Source organism: Kitasatospora sp. NBC_01539 (genome assembly GCF_045040525.1).
Taxonomy (GTDB): domain Bacteria; phylum Actinomycetota; class Actinomycetes; order Streptomycetales; family Streptomycetaceae; genus Kitasatospora.
In genome coordinates, this window is sequence record NZ_CP109390.1 from 3,581,895 (window position 1) to 3,606,963 (window position 25,069).

At 74.3% G+C, this 25,069-nt stretch carries 24 protein-coding genes and 1 riboswitch; of the genes, 13 read left to right on the top strand and 11 right to left on the bottom strand.

Going from position 1 to position 25,069, the window contains the following annotated elements; translation table 11 throughout:
• Positions 1 to 109 precede the first annotated feature (109 nt).
• The 4 genes from OG335_RS15195 to OG335_RS15210 all read left to right on the top strand — a co-directional run bounded on the left by OG335_RS15195 (position 110) and on the right by OG335_RS15210 (position 3,942).
• The gene (locus OG335_RS15195; protein ID WP_405011641.1) at positions 110 to 898 is read left to right on the top strand and encodes a GntR family transcriptional regulator; all 789 of its coding nucleotides are present in this window, start codon (positions 110 to 112) and stop codon (positions 896 to 898) included.
• 180 nt (positions 899 to 1,078) lie between these two features.
• The gene (locus tag OG335_RS15200; RefSeq protein WP_405011642.1) at positions 1,079 to 1,345 is read left to right on the top strand and encodes a DUF3311 domain-containing protein; all 267 of its coding nucleotides are present in this window, start codon (positions 1,079 to 1,081) and stop codon (positions 1,343 to 1,345) included.
• Complete coding sequence (mctP, locus tag OG335_RS15205; protein ID WP_405011643.1) at positions 1,345 to 2,970, top strand: monocarboxylate uptake permease MctP; 1,626 nt, start codon at positions 1,345 to 1,347, stop codon at positions 2,968 to 2,970. Before OG335_RS15200 ends, mctP begins: the two co-directional genes overlap by 1 nt.
• 222 nt (positions 2,971 to 3,192) lie before the next feature.
• Complete coding sequence (locus tag OG335_RS15210) at positions 3,193 to 3,942, top strand: histidine phosphatase family protein (protein ID WP_405011644.1); 750 nt, start codon at positions 3,193 to 3,195, stop codon at positions 3,940 to 3,942.
• Between the two features lie 13 nt (positions 3,943 to 3,955).
• Here the strand turns inward: OG335_RS15210 and OG335_RS15215 are convergent, their stop codons facing one another.
• Both OG335_RS15215 and OG335_RS15220 read right to left on the bottom strand, forming a co-directional pair.
• Positions 3,956 to 4,585, bottom strand: coding sequence for a response regulator (locus tag OG335_RS15215; RefSeq protein ID WP_405011645.1), 630 nt, complete (start codon positions 4,583 to 4,585; stop codon positions 3,956 to 3,958).
• Positions 4,582 to 5,835 (bottom strand): sensor histidine kinase, encoded by a 1,254-nt coding sequence (locus OG335_RS15220; protein WP_405011646.1) that lies wholly within the window; start codon positions 5,833 to 5,835, stop codon positions 4,582 to 4,584. Before OG335_RS15220 ends, OG335_RS15215 begins: the two co-directional genes overlap by 4 nt.
• A gap of 212 nt (positions 5,836 to 6,047) precedes the next feature.
• On the opposite strand from OG335_RS15220, the gene OG335_RS15225 reads away from it, so the two are divergent.
• Complete coding sequence (locus OG335_RS15225) at positions 6,048 to 6,608, top strand: heme-binding protein (RefSeq protein ID WP_405011647.1); 561 nt, start codon at positions 6,048 to 6,050, stop codon at positions 6,606 to 6,608.
• A gap of 16 nt (positions 6,609 to 6,624) precedes the next feature.
• On the opposite strand, the gene OG335_RS15230 is transcribed toward OG335_RS15225, so the two are convergent.
• Positions 6,625 to 7,617 carry a helix-turn-helix domain-containing protein gene (locus OG335_RS15230; protein ID WP_405011648.1) on the bottom strand — a complete coding sequence of 331 codons (993 nt, stop codon included), beginning with the start codon at positions 7,615 to 7,617 and terminating at the stop codon, positions 6,625 to 6,627.
• Between the two features lie 309 nt (positions 7,618 to 7,926).
• Here OG335_RS15230 and OG335_RS15235 point away from each other — a divergent pair, with 309 nt between their 5' ends.
• From OG335_RS15235 to OG335_RS15245, 3 genes are all read left to right on the top strand, one after another.
• Positions 7,927 to 8,424: a GNAT family N-acetyltransferase gene (locus tag OG335_RS15235; RefSeq protein WP_405011649.1), complete on the top strand. Its 498-nt coding sequence runs from the start codon at positions 7,927 to 7,929 to the stop codon at positions 8,422 to 8,424.
• A gap of 135 nt (positions 8,425 to 8,559) precedes the next feature.
• Positions 8,560 to 8,690, top strand: a riboswitch (cobalamin riboswitch).
• 184 nt (positions 8,691 to 8,874) lie between these two features.
• Positions 8,875 to 11,265, top strand: a complete 2,391-nt coding sequence (locus tag OG335_RS15240) for a ribonucleoside-diphosphate reductase subunit alpha (RefSeq protein WP_405015409.1) — start codon at positions 8,875 to 8,877, stop codon at positions 11,263 to 11,265.
• A 29-nt stretch (positions 11,266 to 11,294) separates the two neighbouring features.
• Positions 11,295 to 12,290 (top strand): ribonucleotide-diphosphate reductase subunit beta, encoded by a 996-nt coding sequence (locus tag OG335_RS15245; RefSeq protein ID WP_405015410.1) that lies wholly within the window; start codon positions 11,295 to 11,297, stop codon positions 12,288 to 12,290.
• Between the two features lie 98 nt (positions 12,291 to 12,388).
• Here OG335_RS15245 and def read toward each other — a convergent pair whose 3' ends face one another.
• From def to OG335_RS15285, 8 genes are all read right to left on the bottom strand, one after another.
• Complete coding sequence (def, locus tag OG335_RS15250) at positions 12,389 to 13,030, bottom strand: peptide deformylase (RefSeq protein ID WP_405011650.1); 642 nt, start codon at positions 13,028 to 13,030, stop codon at positions 12,389 to 12,391.
• Positions 13,031 to 13,116: 86 nt separating this feature from the next.
• The gene (locus OG335_RS15255; RefSeq protein ID WP_405011651.1) at positions 13,117 to 14,106 is read right to left on the bottom strand and encodes a tetratricopeptide repeat protein; all 990 of its coding nucleotides are present in this window, start codon (positions 14,104 to 14,106) and stop codon (positions 13,117 to 13,119) included.
• A 161-nt stretch (positions 14,107 to 14,267) separates the two neighbouring features.
• Positions 14,268 to 15,593 carry an HD-GYP domain-containing protein gene (locus OG335_RS15260; RefSeq protein ID WP_405011652.1) on the bottom strand — a complete coding sequence of 442 codons (1,326 nt, stop codon included), beginning with the start codon at positions 15,591 to 15,593 and terminating at the stop codon, positions 14,268 to 14,270.
• On the bottom strand, positions 15,590 to 17,014 hold the full coding sequence (locus OG335_RS15265; protein ID WP_405011653.1) for an HD-GYP domain-containing protein: 1,425 nt from the start codon (positions 17,012 to 17,014) through the stop codon (positions 15,590 to 15,592). The genes OG335_RS15260 and OG335_RS15265 overlap by 4 nt, the downstream gene beginning before the upstream one ends.
• 313 nt (positions 17,015 to 17,327) lie before the next feature.
• The gene (gene rsrA / locus OG335_RS15270) at positions 17,328 to 17,654 is read right to left on the bottom strand and encodes a mycothiol system anti-sigma-R factor (RefSeq protein WP_405011654.1); all 327 of its coding nucleotides are present in this window, start codon (positions 17,652 to 17,654) and stop codon (positions 17,328 to 17,330) included.
• A complete protein-coding gene (locus OG335_RS15275; protein ID WP_198524298.1) occupies positions 17,651 to 18,301 on the bottom strand; it encodes a sigma-70 family RNA polymerase sigma factor in 651 nt (216 codons plus the stop codon). Before OG335_RS15275 ends, rsrA begins: the two co-directional genes overlap by 4 nt.
• 321 nt (positions 18,302 to 18,622) lie before the next feature.
• Positions 18,623 to 19,264, bottom strand: coding sequence for an alpha/beta family hydrolase (locus OG335_RS15280; RefSeq protein WP_405011655.1), 642 nt, complete (start codon positions 19,262 to 19,264; stop codon positions 18,623 to 18,625).
• A 120-nt stretch (positions 19,265 to 19,384) separates the two neighbouring features.
• Positions 19,385 to 20,137: an SOS response-associated peptidase gene (locus tag OG335_RS15285; RefSeq protein WP_405011656.1), complete on the bottom strand. Its 753-nt coding sequence runs from the start codon at positions 20,135 to 20,137 to the stop codon at positions 19,385 to 19,387.
• A gap of 134 nt (positions 20,138 to 20,271) precedes the next feature.
• Here OG335_RS15285 and OG335_RS15290 point away from each other — a divergent pair, with 134 nt between their 5' ends.
• The 5 genes from OG335_RS15290 to hisN all read left to right on the top strand — a co-directional run bounded on the left by OG335_RS15290 (position 20,272) and on the right by hisN (position 24,859).
• A complete protein-coding gene (locus OG335_RS15290) occupies positions 20,272 to 20,985 on the top strand; it encodes a M50 family metallopeptidase (protein WP_405011657.1) in 714 nt (237 codons plus the stop codon).
• Positions 20,986 to 21,118: 133 nt separating this feature from the next.
• The gene (aroA, locus tag OG335_RS15295) at positions 21,119 to 22,438 is read left to right on the top strand and encodes a 3-phosphoshikimate 1-carboxyvinyltransferase (RefSeq protein ID WP_405011658.1); all 1,320 of its coding nucleotides are present in this window, start codon (positions 21,119 to 21,121) and stop codon (positions 22,436 to 22,438) included.
• Positions 22,439 to 22,452: 14 nt separating this feature from the next.
• A complete protein-coding gene (rsgA, locus tag OG335_RS15300; RefSeq protein ID WP_405011659.1) occupies positions 22,453 to 23,508 on the top strand; it encodes a ribosome small subunit-dependent GTPase A in 1,056 nt (351 codons plus the stop codon).
• Positions 23,509 to 23,634: 126 nt separating this feature from the next.
• A complete protein-coding gene (locus tag OG335_RS15305) occupies positions 23,635 to 23,958 on the top strand; it encodes a DMT family transporter (protein ID WP_405011660.1) in 324 nt (107 codons plus the stop codon).
• 103 nt (positions 23,959 to 24,061) lie between these two features.
• The gene (gene hisN, locus OG335_RS15310) at positions 24,062 to 24,859 is read left to right on the top strand and encodes a histidinol-phosphatase (RefSeq protein WP_405011661.1); all 798 of its coding nucleotides are present in this window, start codon (positions 24,062 to 24,064) and stop codon (positions 24,857 to 24,859) included.
• The last annotated feature ends 210 nt before the right edge of the window (positions 24,860 to 25,069 follow it).

Below are 25,069 nucleotides of genomic sequence, written 5' to 3' on the forward strand. Positions count from 1 at the left end.
GGGACCAGGGCCGCCGGAGCTCCCCTCCGGCGGCCCGCGCGTGCAACCATGTGCGCAGACAACGACGGAGGAGCCGGTGACGGCTGCAGCGCGAGGAGTGAGAGCGGCCATGAGCGGCGACAGGGGCACGGCGGCCCTCCCGGAGGGCACCTCGGTGCCGGCGCAGTCCACGGCGGCAGCCGGCGCGGTTGCGCGCGTACCGAAGTACTACGGGCTCAAGCGCCACCTGCTGCAGCTGACCGAGACGCAGCCCGCCGGCACGCCCGTGCCGCCGGAGCGGGCGCTCGCCGCCCAGTTCGACACCTCGCGCACCACCGTCCGACAGGCCCTGCAGGAGCTGGTCGTCGAGGGCCGTCTGGAGCGCATCCAGGGCAAGGGCACGTTCGTCGCCAAGCCGAAGGTCGCGCAGGCCCTCCAGCTCACCTCGTACACCGAGGACATGCGCGCGCAGGGCCTGGAGCCGACCTCCCGCCTCATCGAGGTCGGCTACGTCAGCGCCGACGACCGGCTCGCGCCGCTGCTCGACATCAAGCCGGGCAGCCGGGTGCTGCAGATCGAGCGCCTGCGCCTGGCCAACGGCGACCCTATGGCGATCGAGGTCGCGCACCTCTCCGCGAAGCGCTTCCCCGCGCTGCGCCGCAACCTCGTCAAGCACAACTCGCTCTACACCGCGCTGCGCGAGGTGTACGGCGTCACCGTGGCCGAGGCCGAGGAGACCATCGAGACCACCCTGGCGAACCCGCGCGAGGCCGGCCTGCTCGGCTCCGACCTGGGTCTGCCGATGCTGCAGCTCTCCCGGCACTCGTTCGACGCCGAGGGCGCGCCGGTGGAGTGGGTCCGCTCGATCTACCGCGGCGACCGGTACAAGTTCATCACCCGCCTGCAGCGCCCGGCGTGAGGATCCTGCGCCCGGTCTGATCGGACATGGCGAAAGTTCGCCCGTACGTAGTGACACAGGTCACGCCGTGCCCTAAATTTCGCTGCGTCCTGTCGATCACCCAGGGTGCTGCTCGGCGGGCGCACAGCGATGTGCGCTGCGGCGCCGCAGAGGTGACACCTCTTCAGCCGGAGCCGATCCATGTCCTCGGAAACTCCCCCGGGCAGCCTGCCCGCGGTCACACCCGCCCGGGTGCTGGCCGGACTCTGCCTCGCCGTGCCCGTGGTGGTCATGCTCTGGGTGTCCTCGTACACCAAGGCCACCCCGGAGCTCGGCGGGGTGCCGTTCTTCTACTGGTACCAGCTGATGTGGGTGCCGGTGTCGGCGCTCTTCACGGTCGGCGCCTACGTCCTGATCAACCGCGACGAGAAGGCCCGCAAGGCGGCCCGAGCGGCGGGTGAGCAGTGATGCACACCGGCATCAACGTGACGGCGCTGACCGTCTTCCTGCTCTTCTTCGCCCTCGTCAGCGTGATGGGCTTCCTCGCCGCCCGCTGGCGCCGGGCGGACGACGCCCTGCACCTCGACGAGTGGGGCCTGGGCGGCCGCAGCTTCGGCACCTGGGTCACCTGGTTCCTGCTGGGCGGCGACCTGTACACGGCCTACACCTTCGTGGCCGTCCCGGCGGCGATCTACGGCACGGGCGCGGCGGGCTTCTTCGCGGTGCCGTACACGATCATCGCCTACCCGCTGGTGTTCCTGTTCCTGCCGCGGCTGTGGTCGGTGTCCCGGGTGCACGGGTACGTCACCCCGGCGGACTTCGTGCGCGGGCGGTACGGCTCGAAGTCGCTGTCGCTGGTGGTCGCGCTGACCGGCATCCTGGCGACCATGCCGTACATCGCGCTGCAGCTGGTCGGCATCCAGGCGGTGCTGGACGTGCTGGGCGTCGGCGGCTCGGGCAACTGGTTCATGAAGGACCTGCCGCTGTTCCTGGCGTTCGCGGTGCTCGCCGCGTACACGTACTCGTCGGGGCTGCGGGCGCCCGCGCTGATCGCCTTCGTCAAGGACACCCTGGTCTACATCGTGATCATCGTCGCGGTGATCTACATCCCGATGCGGCTCGGCGGCTACGGGCACATCTTCGACGCGGCCGCGCAGAAGTTCTCGACGGTCAACCCGGCGACCGGCAAGCCGTCCGGCTCGCTGGTGCTCGGCCCGAGCGCGCACTGGACGTACGCCACGCTCGCGCTCGGCTCGGCGCTGGCGCTGTTCATGTACCCGCACTCGGTGACGGGCGTGCTGGCCTCGAAGTCCCGCAACACGGTGCGCCGCAACATGGCGATCATGCCGGCGTACTCGCTGATGCTGGGCCTGCTCGCGCTGCTCGGCTTCATGGCCATCGCGGCCGGGGTCGGCAAGGGCGTGAAGGGCTTCAACGCGCAGCTCTCGGTGCCGCAGCTCTTCGAGAACATGTTCCCGGACTGGTTCACCGGCGTCGCCTTCGCGGCGATCGGCATCGGCGCCCTGGTGCCCGCCGCGATCATGTCGATCGCCGCGGCCAACCTCTTCACCCGCAACATCTACAAGGAGTTCCTCAAGCCCGGGGCCACCCCGGCGGACGAGACCCGGGTCGCCAAGATCGCCTCGCTGCTGGTGAAGGTCGGCGCGCTGGCCTTCGTCCTCGCGATGGACAAGCAGTTCGCGATCAACCTGCAGCTGCTCGGCGGCCTGTGGATCCTGCAGACCTTCGTCACCATCGTCGGCGGCCTCTTCACCCGCTGGTTCCACCGCTGGGCGCTGCTCGCGGGCTGGGCCGTCGGCATGGGCTACGGCACCTGGACGGCGTACGGCATCAAGTCCGCCGCCACCAAGCACTTCGGCGGCAGCTCGCACGAGATCCCGTGGATCGGCGAGATCGGCTACATCGGCCTCACCGCCTTCGTGCTGAACCTCGCGGTCGCCGTCGTCCTCACGCTCGTCCTGAAGTCCCTCAAGGCCCCCGAGGGCGCCGACGAGACCGTCCGCACCGACTACACCGCGGACGCCGGCGACACCGCCGTGGACACCGCCCCGCAGCCCGCGACGGCGCACTGACCGCAGGGCCGCCCGGCCACGGGCGCGCCGTGCGAGACGGCGCACCGGGTCGCCCCTCGTGCGCCCTGTGCTCGCGCCGCCACCTCCGACAACACTGGAGGCGGCGGCGCGGGCACCGTGTCGGGCGCGGCTCCCCACGGGCGCGCCACCCCCACCAGCCGGGGGCGCCGCCACGGCGCCGGCGCGACGGCGCGGAACGACGACGCAGACGGGGAGACGCCGATGGCCGAGGCCGGCACCATCCTGAACGGACACCGCACCGAACGCGACGGAGGGCGCCCGCTCCCGTCCGTCCTGATCGCCACCCGGCACGGCGAGTCCGTCGCCAACGTCGAATTCCGGCGGGCCGACGAGACCGGCGCGCTGAGCGTGCCGATCACCAGCCGCGACGCCGACATCCCGCTCACCATGCACGGCCAGGCGCAGGCCCAGGCCCTGGGCCGCTGGTGGGCCGACCTGCCGCCCGCCGACCGCCCGCGCGCCGTCTGGTGCTCCCCGTACGTCCGCACGGTCGAGACCGCGCGGATCGCCCTCGCCCAGGCCTCCGGGCTCGGCGCCGTACCCGTCGGGCTGCCCGTGCGCCACGACGAGCGGCTGCGCGACCGGGAGCTCGGCGTGCTGGAGATGCTCACCCGGGCCGCCATCGAGAAGGAGCACCCGGCGGAGGCCGCCCGGCGCCGCCGGATGGGCGAGCTCTACTACCGGCCGCCCGGCGGCGAGTCCTGGCTGGACGTCGCCCTGCGGGTGCGCGGCGTGCTCCGCGACCTGTCCGAGGAGGAGGCCGGCCGGCCGGTGCTGGTCGTCGCGCACGACTGCACCGTGCTGATGCTGCGGCACGTCCTCGACCGGCTCACCGAGCCCCAGCTGATGGCCCTCGAACCCGTCCGCAACTGCTCCGCCAGCCTCTGGCGGGCCGCCGACGGCCGCCTGCGGGCGGACGGCTGGAACGCCACCGGCCACCTGCCGGGGTGAGCCGGGCCGCGGGTCACCGCAGCAGCCGGCGCTCCTTCGCCGCCGCCACCGCGCCCGCCCGGGTGTTGACGCCGAGCTTGGCGTAGATCCGGCCGAGGTGCGTCTTCACCGTCGCCTCGCTGACGAACAGCGCCCGCGCGATCTCCCGGTTGCCGAGCCCTTCGGCGAGCCGGCCGAGGATCTCCAGCTCGCGCCCGGTGAGCCGGCGGGCCGGGGCCCGCATCTGGGCCATCACCCGGGAGGCGACCGGCGGGGAGAGCACGGTGCGGCCCGCCGCCGCCTCCTGCACGGCGGTGAACAGTTCCTCGGGCCGCTCGGCCTTCAGCAGGTAGCCGGTCGCACCGGCGTCGACGGCCCGCGTGATGTCGGCGTCGGTGTCGTAGGTGGTCAGCACGAGCACGTACGGCGCGTCCGGCCCGGCGGTGATCCGCCGGGTGGCCTCGACGCCGTCGATGCCCGCGCCGAGCTGGAGATCCATCAGCACCACCTGCGGGCGGAGCCGGGCGGCCAGCACGACGGCCTCCTCGCCGCTGCCCGCCTCGCCGACGACCTCGATGCCGGCCGCGCTGGCGAGCAGCGCGAGGAGCCCGGCCCGGACGACGGCGTGGTCGTCGCAGACCAGCAGCCGGACGGGCGCGCTCATGCCGGCCGCCCGGGGCCGACCGGCACGGCGGCCGAGACGACGGTGCCCTCGCCCGGGGAGCTCTCGACGGTGAGGGTGCCGCCGAACTGCCGCAGCCGGGCGTCCATGGCCCGCAGCCCGTGGCCGCGCCGGGCGTCCGGACGCCCGGCGGGCGGGGTGCCGGCCGCCGACGGCCCGGGCGGGAGGCCGCGGCCGTCGTCGGCGATGTCCAGCACGGCCTGGTCGCCCAGGTAGGAGAGCGTGAGCACGGCCGCCGAGGCGTCCGCGTGCTCCCGGACGTTCGCCAGGGCACCCTGCGCGATCCGCAGGAGGGCGGCCTGCGCGGCGGGCGGCAGCGGCGCGGGCGCGCCGTCGACGTGCAGGCGGACGGGCAGCCCGGACTCGGCCCGCTCGCGCTCGGCGAGGGCGTGCAGCGCCCGGTCGAGGCCGCCGCCGTCGGCGAGCTCCGCCGGGGCGAGGTCGTGGACGAAGCGGCGCGCCTCGGCGAGGTTGCGGGCGGCGACGGCGGCGGCCGTCCGGACGTGCCCGCGGGCGGTGTCCGGGTCGGTGTCCCACGTGCGGTCGGCGGCCTGCAGCAGCATCTGCTGGCTGGACAGCCCCTGGGCGAGGGTGTCGTGGATCTCCGCGGCGAGCCGGCCGCGCTCGGCGAGCGTGCCCTCGCGCCGCTCGGTCGAGGCGAGGTCGCGCCGGGTGCGGACGAGGTCGTCGAGCAGGGCCCGCTGCCGCTCGGTCTGCCGCTGCATCGACAGGAACACCGCGGTGGCCAGCACCGCGACGGCGGGCGGCAGGAGCAGCAGGGTGGCGTCGACCGGGCCGGGGAGCCGGGCCTGGCCGACCGCCACCAGCACGGTGAGCGCACCGACCAGCGGCAGCGCGGCCCGCGCGGGCAGCGTGCGCAGCACCGTGTACACGAGCGGCACGGCGCACCAGGCGAAGCTCGGGGCCAGCAGCACGAGCACCACCCACAGGGCGACCACGGGGCCGAGGGCGGCCCGGGCGGCCGGACGGCTGCGCAGTCGGGGGCCGGTGAGCTGGGCGGCGGCCAGTGCGGCGCCGAGGCCGGTCACCCACGGGGCGGCGGGGTTGCCGGGGTGGTGGGTGAGGTAGCGGGTGAGGGCCGCGGCGAGCAGCAGCAGGAAGGCCGAGTCGAGGACGGCGGGGAGCCACCGGGCGTCCGCGGTGCCGGTGCCGGGCGCCTGGGCCTGCACCCGGGCCCGGGGGTCGCGGGGGGCCGCGGGGGTTCGGTTCATCTGCTGCGACCTGCTCCGTCTCTCGTGCGTCGTGGCGATCCTCACCCGTCCCGGGCGGCCGCGCATCATCCGATCGGCCGACCCCCCTGTCGTCCATGATGCCTGCGGAAGCGGGCCCGGGGGACGACCCGGCAGGGCCCGCGGCGGCCGGAGGATCGGGGTGTGGCGGCGGCCGTAGGGGCCCTGCCGGTGATCGCAGGAGGAGCGGAACCATGCGGAAGACGTCGGTGAGGGCCCGGGTGCTCGGCGGTGCGGTGGCGGTGGCGGCGCTCGGTGCGGGCACGTTCGGCGCGGTGTCGGCGAGTGCGGACACCGCGGGCGGCGCGGCGGCGGGCAGGGCCCCTGCGGTCGCGGTGGACGGCCGGAACGTGGTCACCTCCTCCCACCTGTCGGTGGACGCGGCGACGCGGGCCGCCCAGGCGGCGCTGCACGCGGCGGAGGAGGCCGGGCAGCGGGTGTCGGTGGCGGTGGTCGACCGCGACGGCACCACCGTGGTCACGCTGCGCGGTGACGGCGCGGGCCCGCAGTCGCCGGAGTCGGCGGTGCGCAAGGCGTTCACGGCGGTGTCGTGGAACGCGCCGACCTCGGAGCTGGCCGGGCGGCTGGCGCAGGCCCCGAACCTGAAGGACATCCCGGGCACGCTGTTCCTGGCGGGCGGCGCCCCCGTGCAGGTGCAGGGCGCGCCGGTGGCGGGGATCGGGGTGGCGGGCGCGCCGAGCGGCGACCTCGACGAGCAGTTCGCCCGGGCCGGGGCGGCGGCGGTCGGCCGCTGAGCGGCCCCGGCGGCGGTCAGACGCCCGGCAGGAGCACCTCCGGCCGGGCGTCCGGCGTGCCGCCGGGTCCGGCGAACGCCCGCCGGTACGCCTGCGGTGTGGTGCCGAGCCGGCGGGCGAAGTGGTGGCGCAGGGTGGCCGCGTTGCCGAAGCCGCAGCGGGCGGCGACCGTGTCGACGGGTTCGTCGGTGCCCTCCAGCAGCCGCTGGGCGAGGAGGATGCGCTGGCCGGTGAGCCAGCGGTGCGGGGTGGTGCCGGTCTCCTGCCGGAAGCGCCGGGCGAAGGTGCGCGGCGACATGTGGGCGAGGGCGGCGAGGCTGTCGACGGTGGCGTCCTGGTCGAGGTCGCGGCGCATTTGGTCGAGGACGCCGGTGAGGGAGTCGACGCCCGGTTCGGGCAGCGGCCGGCTGATGAACTGCGCCTGCCCGCCGTCCCGGTGCGGGGCGACGACCATCCGCCGGGCGATCCCGCGGGCGACCTCGGCGCCCTGCAGCCTGCGCACGAGGTGCAGGCAGGCGTCGATGCCGGCGGCGGTGCCCGCGGAGGTGATCACCGGGTCCTCGTCGACGTAGAGGACGTCGGGTTCGACGGTGGTGAGGGGGAAGCGGCGGGCCATCTCGGCGGCGTGCCTCCAGTGGGTGGTGGAGCGGCGGCCGTCGAGGAGGCCGGCGGCGCCGAGGAGGAAGCTGCCGCTGCAGATGGACAGGGCCCGGGCGCCGCCGTCGACGGCGGCGCGCAGGGCGTCGACCAGCGCCGGCGGGTAGGTGTCGCGCAGGCCGGTGGCGGTGAGCACCACGAGGTCGGCGGCGGCGAGGCGTTCGGGGCCGTGCGGGACGTCGACGGAGAAGCCCGCGTGGGTGCGCTTGGGCCCGGGGGTGTCGGAGGCGAGGCCGAACTCGTAGACGGGCAGGCCCTCCTCGGACCGGTCGAGTCCGAACACCTCGCAGGCCACGCCGAGTTCGAAGGGGTGGACGTCCTCCAGCACGACGGCGACGACGTTCTTCAGCATGGCTCCAGCATGACGCTGGCAGGATTTCGATGCAAGTGGTCTTTCCTGCCACTCGTCGGTGCCGCGGCCCCCGGCCAGAGTGGAGCGCATGACCTCCTCGATGCTCACCGACGCGACCGTCCTCCTCTCCGTCATCGGCGGCTTCGGCCTGCTCGGCGCCCTCGTCGGCCGCGACGTCGACCGGAACTCCCGCCAGGGGCGCGACAACTGGCACCGCCCCGGCGGCTACCCGGCCGACCCGGACCTCCCCGGCCGGCTGCACGGCACCCCGGCCGGTCCCGACGCCCCCGGCGGCGGCACACTGGACGGATGGACATCGTCATCCGCCGGGCCCTCGCCGAGGACCTCGCAGGGGCCGGAACCGTCACGGTCGAGGCCTTCGTCGCCGGCGGCCACACCGCGCCCGGCAGCGCCTACGCGGCCCGCCTCCGTGACGCCCGTCCCCGCAGCGAGGAGGCCGAGCTCCTCGTCGCCGTCGACCCGGCGGACGGACGTGTCCTCGGCAGCGTGACCTTCGCCCCCGGCGGCACCCCCTGGGCGGACGTCGCCGGGCCGCACGAGGGGGAGATCCGGATGCTCGCCGTCGCCCCGTCCGCCCGCGGCCGGGGCGTCGGCGCGGCGCTCGTCACGGCGGCGGCGGACCGCAGCCGCGCGCTCGGACTCGCGGGCATGGCTTTCTCCACGATGGCGGACATGTCCGCCGCCCACCGCCTCTACGAGCGGCTCGGCTTCCGCCGCAGCCCGGACCGCGACTGGTCGCCCCGGCCGGGCCTCGGACCGCTGATGGTGTACTCACTGACCTTCTGACGGTTAGCCCGGCCCGTCCGGCGGACACGCAGCGTGTCCGTACGGGCGGGCCTCCGTTGCGCCGCCGCGGCCGGACGCCATCAGGACGACACGTAGCGTGCACAAGATATGGGGGCACATCAACGAGCGACCACTACATGTATGCTCACTCTCGCTGTCGACGCAGGGGAATCCGGTGGAAGTCCGGGACTGCCCCGCAACGGTGAGCGGCCCGCGACGCCGGGGACCGCACAGTCCGAGGACCTGCCGACGGTGTGCCACACGGCTTCCCCGCAGATGCCTTGAAGCACAGCAGTACCGTCCAGGCCACGCGGGTGGGCCGGGTAGACGACGCGCGCCCCTTCGCGGTCCGGCGTGCCGTCCTCCCCTGCCACGCACGGCCCGGGCAACGCCGCCGTCCGCTGCCGCCACAGGAGAGAGTGCGCCTTGACCGTCGCTGCCTCAGTCACCCTGCCCTCCCAGGGATCTGCCGGATCCGACCGGCCCGACCCCGGTGCTGCTCTGCTCCGGCTGCTCACCGACCGCAGCACCGATCTCCCCCAGGTGGACCCCGGCCACGTCGCCGCCGCCGCGCTGCGCGGCCGCCACGCCGGTTCGGACTTCGCCGAGCTGCGCGGGCTGGCCGTGGAGGCCGCCGCGTCGATGATCGCCGAGGACCCGCAGTACTCGAAGCTCGCCGCCCGGCTGCTCGCCCTGGAGATCCAGGACGAGGCCGTCTCGCAGGGCGCGGTGTCCTTCGCCGCCTCGGTCGCCGTCGGTCACGCCGAGGGTCTGATCGGCGACACCACGGCCGCCTTCGTCGCGAAGCACGCCGCCGCCTTCGACGCCCTGATCGACCGACAGGGCGACGACCGCTTCGAGTACTTCGGCCTGCGCACCGTGCAGTCCCGCTACCTGCTGCGCCACCCGATCACCCGCAAGGTCGTCGAGACCCCGCAGCACTTCCTGCTGCGCGTCGCCGCGGGCCTCGCGGTCGGCGACACCGTGCAGTCGGTGGCCGAGGTCGCCGAGCTGTACCGGCTGATGAGCCGTCTGGAGTACCTGACGTCCTCGCCGACGCTCTTCAACTCCGGCACCAAGCACCCGCAGATGTCGTCGTGCTACCTGCTGGACTCGCCGCTCGACAACCTCGACTCGATCTACGACCGGTACGCGCAGATCGCGCGGCTCTCCAAGCACGCCGGCGGCATCGGCCTGTCGTACTCGCGGATCCGTTCGCGCGGCAGCCTGATCCGCGGCACCAACGGCCAGTCCAACGGCATCGTGCCGTTCCTCCGCACCCTGGACTCCTCCGTGGCCGCGGTCAACCAGGGCGGCCGGCGCAAGGGCGCCGCCTGCGTCTACCTGGAGACCTGGCACGCCGACATCGAGGAGTTCCTGGAGCTCCGCGACAGCACCGGCGAGGAGGCCCGCCGGACGCACAACCTCAACCTGGCGCACTGGATCCCGGACGAGTTCATGCGCCGGGTCAACGCGGACGCCGACTGGTCGCTCTTCTCCCCCGCCGACGTGCCGGAGCTCGTCGACCTGTGGGGCGCCGACTTCGACGAGGCGTACCGCAAGGCCGAGCAGGCGGGCAAGGCGGTGCGCACCATCCCCGCGCAGACCCTGTACGCCCGCATGATGCGCACCCTGGCGCAGACCGGCAACGGCTGGATGACCTTCAAGGACGCCTCCAACCGGGCCGCCAACCAGACCGCGCTGCCCGGCCGCACCGTGCACTCGTCCAACCTGTGCACGGAGATCCTGGAGGTCACCGACGACTCCGAGACGGCCGTCTGCAACCTCGGCTCGGTCAACCTGGGCGCGCACGTCGCCCCCGGCGCCACCGTCGACGACCTGCTGAACGCGATGGACTGGGACCGCCTGGACGCCACCGTGCGCACCGCGGTGACCTTCCTCGACCGGGTCATCGACATCAACTTCTACCCGACCACCGAGGCCGGCACCTCCAACTCCCGCTGGCGGCCGGTCGGCCTGGGCATCATGGGCCTGCAGGACGTCTTCTTCCAGCTGCGGATCGACTTCGACTCCGCCGAGGCGGCGGCCCTCTCCACCCTGATCTCCGAGCGCATCATGCTCACCGCGTACGAGCGCTCCGCCGACCTCGCCGAGCAGTTCGGCCGCCACGAGGCGTACGGCGAGACCCGCGCCGCCCGCGGCGAGCTGCACATCGACCACTTCGGCTCGGCCACCCCGCGGTGGACGGAGCGCTGGGAGGCGCTGCGCACCCGCATCGCCGCGACCGGCCTGCGCAACTCGCTGCTGCTGGCGATCGCGCCGACCGCGACGATCGCCTCGATCGCCGGCGTGTACGAGTGCATCGAGCCGCAGGTGTCGAACCTCTTCAAGCGCGAGACCCTCTCCGGCGAGTTCCTCCAGGTCAACCCGTACCTGGTGCGGGAGCTGAAGGCGCTCGGTGTCTGGGACCAGCAGACCCGGGACGCGCTGCGCGAGTCCAACGGCTCCGTGCAGGAGCTCAACTGGCTGCCGGCCGAGGTCCGTTCCCTCTACCGCACGGCATGGGAGCTGCCGCAGCGCGCGCTCATCGACCTGGCCGCGGCCCGCATGCCGTACATCGACCAGAGCCAGTCGCTGAACCTCTTCCTGGCGGCGCCCACCATCGGCAAGCTCAGCTCGATGTACGCGTACGCGTGGAAGGTCGGCCTCAAGACCACGTACTACCTGCGGTCGCGCCCGGCCACCCGCATCGCGCAGGCCGCCACCGGCGCCCGCGCCGCCGCCCCGGTGCCGGTGCCCGCCCCGACCATGAGCCAGGAGGAGCAGGACGCCATCGCCTGCTCCCTGGAGAACCCCGAGTCCTGCGAGGCCTGCCAGTGACCACCCCGACCGACGCCGCCCGTCAGAAGATGCTGCTCGACCCGGGCTTCGAGCTGACGCTGCGCCCGATGCGGTACCCGTCGTTCTACGACCGCTACCGGGACGCCATCAAGAACACCTGGACCGTGGAGGAGGTGGACCTGCACTCCGACGTCGCCGACCTCGCCAAGCTCAGCGAGGGCGAGCGGCACATGATCGGCCGGCTGGTCGCCTTCTTCGCGACCGGCGACTCGATCGTGTCCAACAACGTCGTGCTGAGCCTCTACAAGCACATCAACTCGCCCGAGGCCCGGCTCTACCTGTCGCGCCAGCTGTTCGAGGAGGCCGTGCACGTCCAGTTCTACCTGACGCTGCTCGACACCTACCTGCCCGACCCGGACGACCGCGCGGCGGCCTTCTCGGCGGTGGAGAACATCCCCTCCATCCACCAGAAGGCGCAGTTCTGCTTCACGTACATGAACGCGGTCGACCACCTCGACTCGCTGCAGACCAAGGACGACCGCCGGGCGTTCCTGCTCAACCTGATCTGCTTCGCGGCCTGCGTGGAGGGCCTGTTCTTCTACGGCGCCTTCGCGTACGTGTACTGGTTCCGCAGCCGCGGCCTGCTGCACGGCCTGGCGACCGGCACCAACTGGGTGTTCCGTGACGAGTCCATGCACATGGACTTCGCCATGTCGGTGGTCGACACCGTCCGCGAGGAGGAGCCCGACCTCTTCGACGACGCGCTGGCGAAGCAGGTCACCGCGATGATGGAGGAGGCCGTCGAGGCCGAGCTCCAGTTCGCGCAGGACCTGTGCGGCGACGGCCTGCCCGGCATGAACACCGCCTCCATGCGCCAGTACCTGGAGGCCGTCGCCGACCAGCGGCTCGCCCGCCTCGGCCTGCCGGTCCGCTACGGCTCCACCAACCCGTTCGGGTTCATGGAGCTGCAGAACGTCCAGGAGCTGACCAACTTCTTCGAGCGCCGGGTCTCCGCGTACCAGGTCGCCGTCGAGGGTTCGGTCTCCTTCGACGACGACTTCTAGCGCACCCCGCCGCCGGAGCGTCCTGCCGCCGACGGACCTGCCACGCACCGAGGGCCGCTCCCCCACCCGGGGAGCGGCCCTCCGTGCGCGGGTGCGCGTCAGTCGTTCGGCACGGTCGCGTAGCGCGGGGTGCCCTCGGCCATCTGCCGCAGCGCGTCCTTGCGGTCGCGCTTGGAGAGCCGGTCGACGTAGAGGTAGCCGTACAGGTGGTCGGTCTCGTGCTGGAGGCAGCGGGCGAAGAAGCCGGTGCCCTCGACGCTGATCGCCCTGCCGTCCTTGTCCTGGCCGGTGACGGCGGCGAAGTCCGGGCGGGCGAGGTCCATGTACGCGGTGGGGACGGAGAGGCAGCCCTCGGCGGAGTCGTCGAGGACGCGGCGGCCCGCCGGAAGGTCCACCAGCACCGGGTTGACGACGTGTCCGACGTGCCGCACACCCTCGTCGTCGGGGCAGTCGTACACGAAGACCTTCAGGTCGACGCCGATCTGGTTGGCGGCCAGGCCGACCCCGTCGGCGGCGTACATCGAGGCGAACATGTCGTCGATGAGCGAGGCGAGTTCGCCGTCGAACGCGGTCACGGTGGCGACCTCGCGGTGCAGCACCGGGTTGCCGAACACGGTGATCGGCCGGGCCGACCCCTTGCCGGGGTCGGGCAGCTCGCCGACGACCTTCTGCACCGGGCTCTCGTCCTGCTCGCTGTGCGCGTGCTCGTGGTCGTGGTCGTGCGCGTGCTCGTCGGCCATCGCTTGTCTTCCGCTTCCGTGGATCCGTCCGGGTGTACCGCTCAAGGGTACGGCTCCGCACGGTGTCCCGGCCCTTACCCTCGGGGTCAGCAGACCTCTTCGAGGTCACGGTAGGCGCGGGTCACCGGGGAGGCGGCGACCCACCGGTCGAGCAGGGTGCGGACGAGCCCGGCGGGCGCGGCGATGCCGCACTCGCGCTCCACCAGCCAGGCGCTGCCCGCGCTGCCCTGGCTGAGGTGGCTCAGGTGGCCGGGGTGCAGCGGGTCGCCGTCGTCGTGCGGGTCGTGGTGGGCGGTGTGGCCGTCGTCGATGGCCATCCGGCTCTCCGAACAGGCCCGGCACAGCAGGCGCACGGAGGCCGTCCAGTCCTCGGCGGCGTACCCGGCGTCGGCGACGAAGCGCTCCAGGGCGTCCCGGTCGGCGGCGGTGGCCGCCTGCAGCAGCACGACGAAGGTCGGCACCGGCGAGGGCGCCCACAGCTCGATCTCGTCGAAGACGGGGTAGGCGACGCCGTCCGCGACGCGCTCGCCGTGCGGGGCGCCGTCGTGCAGCACCACCTCGCCCCAGCGCCGCCCGGAGGACGGCAGCGGGATGGAGAGCACCTCGATCCGGGCCGGGTCCAGCCTGCGGCCCCACACCACCTCGGACTCGCCGTCCGGGGAGAGCCGCACCGGGGTGGTGCCGAGGTCGAGGTCGACCGGACCGTCCGCCGGGCCGCCCGCGCCCCCGGGGAGGCGCAGCCCGTACGCCTGCCAGGCGCGGCGGGCGAGCGGCCAGTCCTGGAGGGCGGTGGCGGTGATGCCGAGGTTCCACCAGTCCGGGGCGCCCTGCTCGCGGTCGAGGAGGGCGACGGCGCGCAGGCCGGCGGCGCGGGCCTGGTCCCAGTCGCGGCGGAACTTGTGCAGGAGGGCGAGGTTGAACCACGAGTCGGAGAGCCAGGGCTCCAGGTCGGCTGCCATCACCAGCAGGGCGCCCGCGTCCTCGAAGCGGCCGTCGCCGATGAGCGTGAAGGCGCGGTCGGTCGTCTGCCGCCAGGTGGCCGACGGCCGGTGCCGTGCGCGGTGGAAGATCCTCACGTTCCGTCCCTGCCGTTGTCGTCCGCCTCTTCCCGGCACCTGCTCCGGGGCCGGCTGCCGCAGCGGGAACGATCCGGGGCGTCCGGGCCCCGCATCCGGTGTTCCACGCTACGACCGCATCCAACCACGCCTGTGGTGGCCCGCGCTTCCCGCGAGGCGCTTCATTCCGGTTCGCGGACGCCGCTGCCCACTCTGGCCAACGCGTCGACCACCGCGGGGTCGTACGAGCGGCCGCGTTCGAGGCGCAGCCGCTCCAGGGCCGCGAGGCCGCCGCCGGCCTCGGAGAGGCCGCGGGCGAGGGCGTCGGTGAGGAGGTCGTCGTGGGCGTTGGCGACGCGCACGATGCGGGCGGCGAGCGGCAGGGTGCGGTCGGCGGAGCCGTCGGGCAGCCGGCAGGGGTCGGCGAGCCGGGCCACCTGGGCGCCGACCCGGCGCGGCACGCCGGTGCGCAGGATGACCTCGCTGCCCAGGCGGGCGATGCGCTGCTGCTCGGCCGCGGGCAGCAGGGCGGTGGCGCCGCCGGGCACCGGTTCGACGAGGGAGAGCTGGCCGATGTCGTGCATCAGCGCGGCGTACTCCAGGAGGGCGAGGTCGCGGGTGCCGAGGCCGAGTTCGCGGCCGATGGCGCAGGCGGTGTCGGCGACCCGGCGGGCATGCCCCGGCGGGGTGTAGCCGGCGACCTCGGTGGCGCGGGCCAGGGCCTCGATGGTCTGGCGGGTGGTGGCCCGGATGGCCGAGGCCCGCCGGAAGGAGGCCTGGGCGAGCAGCAGCGGCGTGCAGAACACCGGCAGGGCCCAGAGCCCGACCTCGCCCGCGAGGAGGCTCACCAGCATGCCGGTGGCGACGATCGCGGAGCCGATCCCGGGCAGGGAGCGCAGCTCGTCCTCCAGGGCGGCGGCGAACCGCAGGCCCGCCCGGTCGCGGTGCAGGACGGCGGCGAGGACGGCGTCGCAGAGCGCGCTGAGGGCGGCCACGGCGGTGAGGACGGCGCCGTAGGCGGGGCCGCTGAGGGGGGCCCGGTCGAGCAGCCCGCTGGTGTAGAGCGGCTGGAAGAGCAGGGCGGCGAAGGCGACGGTGAGCAGCCTCCGGGAGGCGGTGTCGGCGCGCAGGGCGTCACGCGGGCGCTGGCCGGGCGCGCGGCGGGTGCGGACGGCGGGGACGGCGAGCGGGAGCAGGCCGGCGAGGGTGCCGAGGCCGGTGACGGCGACGACCTGCAGGACGCCGTGGGCGGTGGGCAGGCCGTGGAGCGGGCCGAGCAGGGCGTACGCGAGGGCGGCGGCGGTGGCGACGGGGGCGTGCTCCCGGTCGCCCGGGAGGGTGATGCGGGCCCATTCGCCGGCGGCGACGACGGCGCCGAAGGCGAGGGCGACCCGGGGCTGCGCGGCGCCGTGGCCCGCGAGGTGCAGGAGCGATACGCCCAGCAGCAGGGCGGCCGCGCCGTGGACGGCGGCCGACCGGAGCCGGTTGCCGCCCGGGCGCAGTCTCACGAGGACCCGCCGGTGGGGATGCGGTGGCCCGGGGCGGGCACCCTCGGGGCGGGTTCCGGGACGCCGAGCGGGATGTCGGGCACCTCGCCGTCCCAGCCGCCGGGCGGGGGCGGTTCGGGCTGCCAGCCGTGTTCGTCGACGGCGGAGACGAGGGCGGCGACCATCGCCGGGTCGAACTGGCTGCCGGCGCAGCGGCGGAGTTCGTCGACGGCCTCGGTGACGGGGCGGCCGCGGCGGTAGGAGCGGGTGGAGGTCATGGAGTCGAAGGCGTCGGCGACGGAGATGATCCGGGCGAACTCGGGGATGCGGTCGCCGGCGAGTCCGGCGGGGTAGCCGCGGCCGTCGAGCCGTTCGTGGTGGTGGAGGATGCCCTCGCGGGCCTCGCCGAGGAAGGCGAGGTCGCGGACGAGTTCGTGGCCGAAGACGGGGTGCACCTCGACGGCGCGGCGCTCGGTGTCGGTGAGCGGTCCGTTGCGGCGCAGCAGTTCGGTGGCGACGCCGAGCTTGCCGACGTCGTGCAGGGTGCCGGCGAAGTGGAGGGTGCGGATGCGTTCCTCGGCCATGCCGAGCTGGCGGGCGATCAGGACGGCGGCCCGGCCGACGCGTTCGCTGTGGCCGCGGGTGTAGGCGTCCTTGATCTCGACGGCCTGGACGAGGGCGCCGACCGTCGCCCGGTGGGCGTTGGCCTCGCGGTGGCCCTGGGCGAACATCCAGGCGGAGATGGAGAGCGGCAGGAGGGCGAGCACGGCCGCGAACGCGCCGTACGGGCCCTGCCAGAGCACGGCGACCATCAGGCCGCCGGCGCCCTGGACGAGGGCGGGGAGGACGACGGCGCCGGTGGCGCGGGCCAGGGCGGCGGGGTGGGCGGCGCGGTGCGGTGCGGTGGTGTCGAGGCTGCGCATGACGCCGACCAGGGCCGCGTTGACCAGGCAGAAGACGGCGACGGCGGCCATGGCGCCGAGCGCGGCGGAGGGGAAGCGGGCGCCGAGCAGCCGGTCCGGGCCGCCGAGCAGCCGGTGGACGGCCGAGGCGGTGAAGGCGGCGACGGCGAGCTGGGCGGCGTTCCAGAGGCGGTGCAGGTGGCGGGGTCCGTGGGGGCCGGGGGCGTGGGCGCCGAGGGCGCCGGGTACGGCGACGAGGGCCGCGGCGGCGGGCGGCAGCAGCAGGACCCCGGCGAACAGCACCGGGAAGAAGCCCCGGCCGGGCAGGGCGCGGGCGGTCTCGCAGGGCTCGCGCGGGGGGATGCGGAGCAGCCGGCGGCCGAGGCGGGCGCACGGGGTGGGCAGGCCGACGGCGAGCGACTCGGCGCAGGCGTGGAGGAAGGCGAGCAGTCCGAGCCGGGGCCAGTCCACGGGGCCGCCGAGGGGGGCGGGGGCCGGGAGGGCCAGCGGCAGGGTGCAGCAGACGGCCGCGGCCAGCACCGCGACGGCGTACCGGGCCGCCGCGCCGGTCAGGGCCTCGCTCTCGCGTTCGCCGGTGATCTCAGCCTCCCCGCGCCCGGCCCGTCCGTTCTGCGGGCCAGTGAGGAGAATAGGCCCCGGTGTGCGGGCCGGGGCGCGTGATCGGGCAACACCGCAGCCGACGGGCGTTCAGCTCACCCGAACGAGTGAAGCCGCCCGGCGCGGGGGAACGGGTGCGGGGTCGAGCGGCTCCTTCGGATGACCGACCGCACGACGACAGGGGCCGCCCGCCGGGGTGTTTCCCGGCGAACGGCCCCTGTCGGGTCGTTCCGTGCTACTCCGCTGCGGCTGCGGCGGTGGCCCCGTGTCCGGCCCCGCCCTCGGCGGTGATCTGGGCGGCCCGCTGGCCCGCCCGGATGGAGTCGATCCGGGCCAGCACCTTGGTGCGGAGGTCGACCGGCGTGTCGTCACATCCGCAGGAGCGCTTGATCAGGGCCTTGATGGCCTGTTCGAGCCCGTACTTCTCCAGGCAGGGCGAGCACTCCTCGAAGTGCACGCGCAGCTTGGCGCAGTCGCCCTCGGCCATCTCGTTGTCGAGGAATTCGTAGAGGTGGTCGAGCACCTCGCCGCACTCGGTGTCGTGCGGATCGCCGCAGCTCATGAGCCCGCGCCCTTCGCTTCCTGCCCTGCACCGCTGCCCGCCGGGACGAGCCCACGCTCACGGGCGTAGTCCTCCAGCATGCCGCGCAACTGGCGGCGGCCACGGTGCAGTCGGGACATCACCGTACCGATGGGTGTACCCATGATGTCCGCGATCTCCTTGTACGCAAAGCCCTCGACGTCCGCCAGGTACACGGCGATCCGGAATTCCTCCGGGATCGCCTGCAGCGCGTCCTTGACGTCGCTGTCCGGCAGGTGGTCGAGCGCCTGGGCCTCGGCGGACCGCAGCCCGGTCGACATGTGCGACTCGGCCCGGGCGAGCTGCCAGTCCTCGATCTCCTCGGCCGCCGTCCGCTGCGGTTCGCGCTGCTTCTTGCGGTACGAGTTGATGAACGTGTTGGTGAGGATGCGGTACAGCCACGCCTTGAGGTTCGTTCCCTCGCGGAACTGGTGGAAGGACGCATACGCCTTGGCGAACGCCTCCTGGAGCAGATCCTCAGCATCGGCCGGGTTGCGGGTCATCCGCAGCGCCGCCGAGTACATCGGGTCCAGGAAGGCCAGGGCGTCGCGTTCGAACCGTTCGCGGCGGGCGTCCTCGCTCTCGTCGGCGGACACGCGGAACGTGTCCTCGCCGATCGCTTCGGCCAGCTCTTCACCGGTGAGCGCACCGCTCTCCGGCAGGCTGCCGCCCGGTACGGCCTCGTCCTCGGTCCCGACGACCGGACCCACCTCCTCGGTTCTGCGGGCCGGGCCCACGGCGGGCCGACCCGAGATGGAGGATATCGGGCCGACCGGCTTCTCGCCCGCGACAACCCATTCGGACCAGTCGGGTAGCAGGGAATTCCGGGCCGAGCGCTCCTCCGGCCGTTCGGGGCACGCGATCGAACCCATGGGCACTGCCTGCCTTTCACCGGGACTGTCCTGACGACCGTGTAACCGCACGGCGGCCCGGGGCATTCCCGGCCGGCGTCAGCGGGCGGGCAGGACGCCGTCGAGCCAGGCCGCCACGGCGCCGGTGATCCCGGCCAGCGTCTCCTCCTGGCCGACCGGTGCCCGCTTGGGCACGGCGAAGCCGTGGCTGCCGTGCGGCACCTCGACCAGCGTGTGGCCGGCCGGCAGCGCGGGGAACTCCGCGGGCGTGCCGAAGGTGTCGGCGGTGCCCTGCACGACGAGGGTGGGCAGGCCGGAGCCGAGGAGCTCCTCCAGGCGGCTCTTCTCCGGCCGGCCGGGCGGGTGCAGCGGGAAGGCCAGGGCCAGGACGGCGACCGCGCCGGTGGCGGCGCCCGTCCGGCAGGCGACCCGGGCACCGGCGCTGCGGCCGCCGGCGACCACCGGGGTGCCGCCCGCGGTGAGCACGGCCATCACTGGCCGCCACGCCTCGTCGAGGGCCTTCGGCGCCGGGCCGAGCCGCTTCCCCGCGACCCGCCAGGGCTGCTCGACCAGCGCGACCGTGACGCCGAGCGGCGGCAGGGCGGCGGCGAGCGCCAGGAGGTCGCGCGCCTCGGTGCCGCCGCCCGCGCCGTGGCCGAGGGCGAGCACGCCGCGGGGGGCGTCGGCGGGGTGGGTGGTGATCCGCGCGTCGCCGACCGGTGTCGGCACCGACTGCTGCATGGCGGCAGCGTAGCCCCGGCGGCCGTGCGGCCCGGTGGGGCGCGACCCGGCGCGGCCCGTCCCGGGGCAGGCCGGTGCGGGCGGCCCGGACGGAACGGGCCCGGATCGGAACAGCGTGGATCAGAACAGCGTGGTGCGGTCGTCCTCGGTGAGTTCGCGGACGAGGTCCGGCCCGTTGTTGCGGATGTTGCCGACCGCCGCCCCGACCGGGTGCACCCGCAGGGCGCCGGGCGGGGGCGGCACGAGCAGGCCGCGCAGTGCGTCCGGGTCGGTGAGGCCGGGGTCGAGCCAGGCGTCGAAGGCGCCCGGGTCGAGGAAGAGCGGCATCCGCTCGTGGATCGGCGCGAGCAGCGGTTCGGCCTCGGTGGTGACGACGGTGCAGGTCACCCGCCAGGCGAGCGGGTCGTCGGCGGGGCGGGTGCGGTCGCGCCAGAACTCGTACAGGCCGGCCAGGGCGAGGGGGGTGCCGTCGGCGCGGGAGACGAAGTACGGCTGCCTGCCGGGCCGGGCGCGTTCGCCGGGGACGGTCTGCCACTCGTAGTAGCCGTCGACCGGGAGCAGGCAGCGGCGGGAGGCGAAGGCCTGACGGTAGGCGGGTTTCTCGTGCACGGTGTCGGCGCGGGCGTTGATCATCCTGACCGCGCCCTCCGGCGACCTCGCCCAGGCCGGCACGAGGCCCCAGCGCAGCACCCGCAGCTGCCGCACCGGCTGCCGCGACCCGTCCCGGGGGGTGCGTTCCAGCACGGCGTAGGCGGGGTCGGTCGGGGCGACGTTCCAGCTCGGTGCGATCGTCTCGGCAGGATCCCACTGCCGGACGCCGAACATCCCGACGATGTCCCCGGGCGTGGTGGTGGAGGCGAAACGGCCGCACATGCGGGTCAGCTTGCCACGCCGTTCCCGGCCGCCGCCGGGTGACCGGCGGAAGGGGATCCGAACCGGGCGCTACCGCCGCGCGTCCTGGCATGGGAGGCTGCCGGACCGGCACGACCACGGGAGGCGGGACGGGAATGGACATCGCGGACGTGTGGCAGCAGGTGACGGGCGTCCAGCCCGACCCGCCGCAGTGGCTGGTGCTGGTCACCGCCGCCGTGGCCCTGCTGGCGGTGCTGCCCGCACCGATATGGCGCTGGAGCCGGACGGTCGTGACGATCGCGCACGAGGGCGGCCACGGGCTGGCCGCCCTGCTGACCCGGCGGCGGCTGTCCGGCATCAGGCTGCACTCGGACACCTCCGGACTGACGATCTCCTCCGGACGTCCGACCGGCCCCGGCATGATCCTCACCGCGGCGGCCGGCTACCTCGCACCCTCGCTGCTCGGCCTCGGCGGTGCCGCGCTGCTCGCCTCGGGCCGGATCACCGCGCTGCTGTGGATCGCGATCCTGCTGCTGGCCGGGATGCTCGTGATGATCCGCAACGGCTTCGGCCTGCTCGCGGTGGTGCTGACCGGCGCGCTGTTCCTCGCGGTGTCCTGGTACGCGGAGAGCGGCACCCAGGCGGCGTTCGCGTACCTCGGGGTGTGGTTCCTGCTGCTGGCGGGCGTCCGCCCGGTGGTCGAGCTGCAGCGCAAGCGGCGCTCCGGCGGCGCCCCCGACTCCGACGCCGACCAGCTGGCCCGCCTGACCGGGGTGGGCGCGGTGCTGTGGGTGACGCTGTTCCTGGTGACCGCGCTGGCCAGCCTGCTGGCGGGCGGCAGCTGGCTGCTGGAGTGGCGCACCCCGTAGCCGCGCGCGGGGTGCGTGCCCACACCACCCGCACGGCGCCCGCACACCGCCGCCACGGAAGGCGTGCAGCACCCGCGTCCGCCATTCGAATGCGGACCGGTCGGGGGACGGGCGGCCCCCTAGACTTGGCGGCATGACCGATGCCCTGTGGCCCGCCCCCGTCGCCACCGCCGCCGTGGACGCGACCGTGACCATCCCCGGCTCCAAGTCGGCGACCAACCGCGCCCTCGTGCTGGCCGCGCTCGCGGACAGCCCCGGCTGGGTGCGGCGCCCGCTGCGCAGCCGGGACTCCCAGCTGATGGCGGACGGCCTGCGGGCCCTCGGCGTCACCGTCGAGGAGACGGTCAACGAGGCGAGCGGCGGTACCGGCGGCGGCGAGGCGTGGCGGGTCATCCCGGCCGCCCAGCTGCGCGGCCCGGCCCAGGTCGACGTCGGCAACGCGGGCACGGTCATGCGCTTCCTGCCCCCGCTCGCGGCGCTGGCCGACGGCGCGGTGCACTTCGACGGCGACCCGCGCGCGTACGAGCGGCCGCAGCACGGCGTGATCGACGCCCTGCGCGTGCTCGGCGCCCGGATCGACGACGGCGGCCGCGGCGGCTTCCCGCTGACCGTGCACGGCACCGGCGCGGTCGACGGCGGCGCGGTCGACGTGGACGCCTCCTCGTCGTCGCAGTTCATCTCGGCCCTGCTGCTCTCCGGCGCCCGCTACAACAACGGCGTGGAGATCCGGAACACCGGCGGCACCGTGCCGTCGCTGCCGCACATCCGGATGACGGTGGACATGGTCCGCAAGGCCGGCGGCCAGGTCGACGCGCCCGAGGACGGCGGCGAGAAGGACATCTGGCGGGTCACGCCGGGCGCCCTGATCGGCCGCGACGTCGTCGTGGAGCCGGACCTCTCCAACGCCGCGCCGTTCTTCGCCGCCGCGCTGATCACCGGCGGCCGGGTGACCGTCCGCGACTGGCCGAAGCACACCTACCAGCCGGGCGACCAGCTGCGGGACATCTACACGCAGATGGGCGGCGCCTGCCGCTTCACCGACGAGGGCCTGGAGTTCACCGGCACCGGCAGGATCCACGGGATCGAGGCCGACCTGCACGACGTCGGCGAGCTCACCCCGGTGATCGCCGCGGTCGCCGCCCTCGCCGACTCCGAGTCGCACCTGTACGGCATCGCCCACCTGCGCCTGCACGAGACGGACCGGCTCGCCGCGCTCGCCAAGGAGATCAACGACCTGGGCGGCGACGTCTCGGAGACCGAGGACGGCCTGCGGATCCGTCCGCGCCCGCTGCACGGCGGCGTCTTCCACACCTACGAGGACCACCGCCTGGCCACCGCCGCCGCGGTGATCGGCCTGGCCGTCGACGGCGTGCGGGTGGAGAACGTGGCGACCACCGCCAAGACCCTGCCCGACTTCCCGCAGATGTGGGCCGATCTCCTCGGCCAGGGCTGACGGGGCCGAGCAGCATGCGCCGATACGGCAAGGACGCCGACGAGGACGACATCCGCAACCGCCCGGGACGCAAGGGCTCCCGGCCGCGGACGCGGATCCGGCCCAAGCACGACGACGCCGCCGAGGCGATGATCCTCACCGTGGACCGGGGACGGCTGACCTGCCTGGTCGACGCGGGCACCGGCAAGGAGCGCGAGGTCGTCGCCATGAAGGCCCGCGAACTGGGCCGCAAGGGCGTCGTGGTCGGCGACAACGTCGGCGTGGTCGGTGACCTGTCCGGGGAGCCGGACACGCTGGCCCGGATCGTCCGGGTCGCCGAGCGCAGCTCCGTCCTGCGGCGCACGGCGGACGACGACGACCCGTACGAGCGGATCGTCGTCGCCAACGCCCAGCAGCTGGCCATCGTCACCGCGCTGGCCGACCCGGAGCCTCGGCCGCGGCTCATCGACCGCTGCCTGGTGGCCGCGTACGACGCGGGCATGGAGCCGCTGCTGGTGCTCACCAAGTCCGACCTGGCGTCGGCAGAGCCGCTGCTGGAGTCGTACGCGCCGCTCGGCATCTCCTACGTGGTGACGCGGCGGGACGAGCTGGAGACGGCCGGGGCGGAAGCCGTCCGCGCGCACCTGCGCGGGCGGGCGACGGTGTTCATCGGGCACTCCGGCGTCGGCAAGACCACACTGGTCAACGCCCTGGTGCCGCTGCACCAGCGGAGCACCGGGCTCGTCAACGCGGTGACCGGCCGCGGCCGGCACACCACCGTGTCGGCGCTCGCCCTGCGCCTGCCGCCGCCGCCCGGCGCCAAGCCCGGCTCGAAGAAGGCCCGCGACCCGGGCTGGGTCATCGACACGCCGGGCTTCCGCTCGTTCGGGCTGTCGCACATCGACCCGTCCCGGGTGATCCTCGCCTTCCCCGACCTGGAGCCCGGCACGGAGGGCTGCCCGCGCGCGTGCAGCCACGACGAACCGGACTGCGCCCTCGACGCCTGGGTCGCGGACGGCCACGCCGAGCAGCCCCGCCTCTACTCGCTGCGCCGGCTGCTCGCCAGCCGGGAGACGCGCGAGGGCGACTGACCGCTCCAGGGCGCCCCCGCCGCGGGAACGCGGCCTGTCGGAGGTGTCGGACGGCACCGGGCCGGTGATCATAGGAAAGTCGGCCCGGATCGGGCCGGCCTTCCGAGGGGCAAGGGAGTCAGCCCGATGGCATGGGCCATGGTGATCCTCGCCGGTCTGCTGGAGACCGGTTTCGCGATCAACCTCAAACTGAGCCACGGCTTCACCCGCATCTGGCCCACCATCAGCTTCTGCGCCTTCGCCCTCGGCAGCTTCGGTCTGCTCACGCTCTCCCTGAAGTCGCTGCCGGTCGGCTCCGCCTACGCGGTCTGGACGGGCATCGGCGCGGCCGGCACCGCGATCTACGGCATGGTCTTCCTGGACGAGTCCACCAGCACCCTCAAGCTGGTCTCGATCAGCCTGGTGATCGCCGGCGTCGTCGGCCTCCAGCTCTCCGGCAGCGGGCACTGACCGAAGACCGGCCGGCAGTGGGGAAACCGCACGCGTTCGACCGGCTCGGTCCGCTGTGCGAGCCGCGCCGCCCGGACGGGCGCAGGGTCGCTAGGGTTTCCGCATGGCCGATTATCACGACGATCTCCGACTCGCCCACGTCCTCGCCGACTCGGCCGACTCGGTCACCATGGAGCGCTTCAAGGCACTCGACCTGAAGGTCGAGACCAAGCCCGACCTCACCCCCGTCAGCGACGCCGACAAGGCCACCGAGGAGCTCGTGCGCAGCGTGCTGCAGCGCGCCCGCCCGCGCGACGCGGTGATGGGCGAGGAGTACGGCCTGCAGGGCTCCGGCCCGCGCCGCTGGGTGATCGACCCGATCGACGGCACCAAGAGCTACGTCCGCGGCGTGCCGGTGTGGGCCACCCTGGTCGCGCTGCTGGAGGAGGGCATCGACGGCGAGCTGCAGCCCGTGGTCGGCATCGTCTCGGCCCCCGCCCTGAACCGCCGCTGGTGGGCGGCGAAGGGCCTGGGCGCGTACGCGGGCCGCAGCCTCGCCAAGGCGAGCCGCATCCACGTGTCGGAGGTCGGCCGGATCGAGGACGCCTCGCTCTCGTACTCCTCGCTGAGCGGCTGGGAGGAGCGCGGCCGGCTCGACCCGTTCCTCGACCTGACCCGCGCCTGCTGGCGCACCCGCGCGTACGGCGACTTCTGGTCGTACATGATGGTCGCCGAGGGGGCCGCGGACATCGCGGCCGAGCCCGAGCTGAGCCTGTGGGACATGGCGGCGCCGTGCATCGTCGTGCAGGAGGCGGGCGGGCGCTTCACCGGCCTGGACGGCATCGACGGGCCGAACGGCGCGGACGCGGTCGCCAGCAACGGGCTGCTGCACGCCGAGGCGCTGCACCGGCTCAGCGTGTGAACGGCGACTGACGGCCCGTCCGGCGGGCGTGTTTCGGCGGGTGGTCGGTGGTGTTGCCGACCACCCGCAGTGCGTCCCGGGGGGCACTGAGGTCACGGCAACTCCCTTGCAACAGGCGGACCCTAGGCTCGGAGGCGCAAGGGCCGGCAGTCGCTGCCGAGCCTTCCGTTCCCCGTGCGCCCACCCCGCCGGGCCACCCGCGAGGGGGAC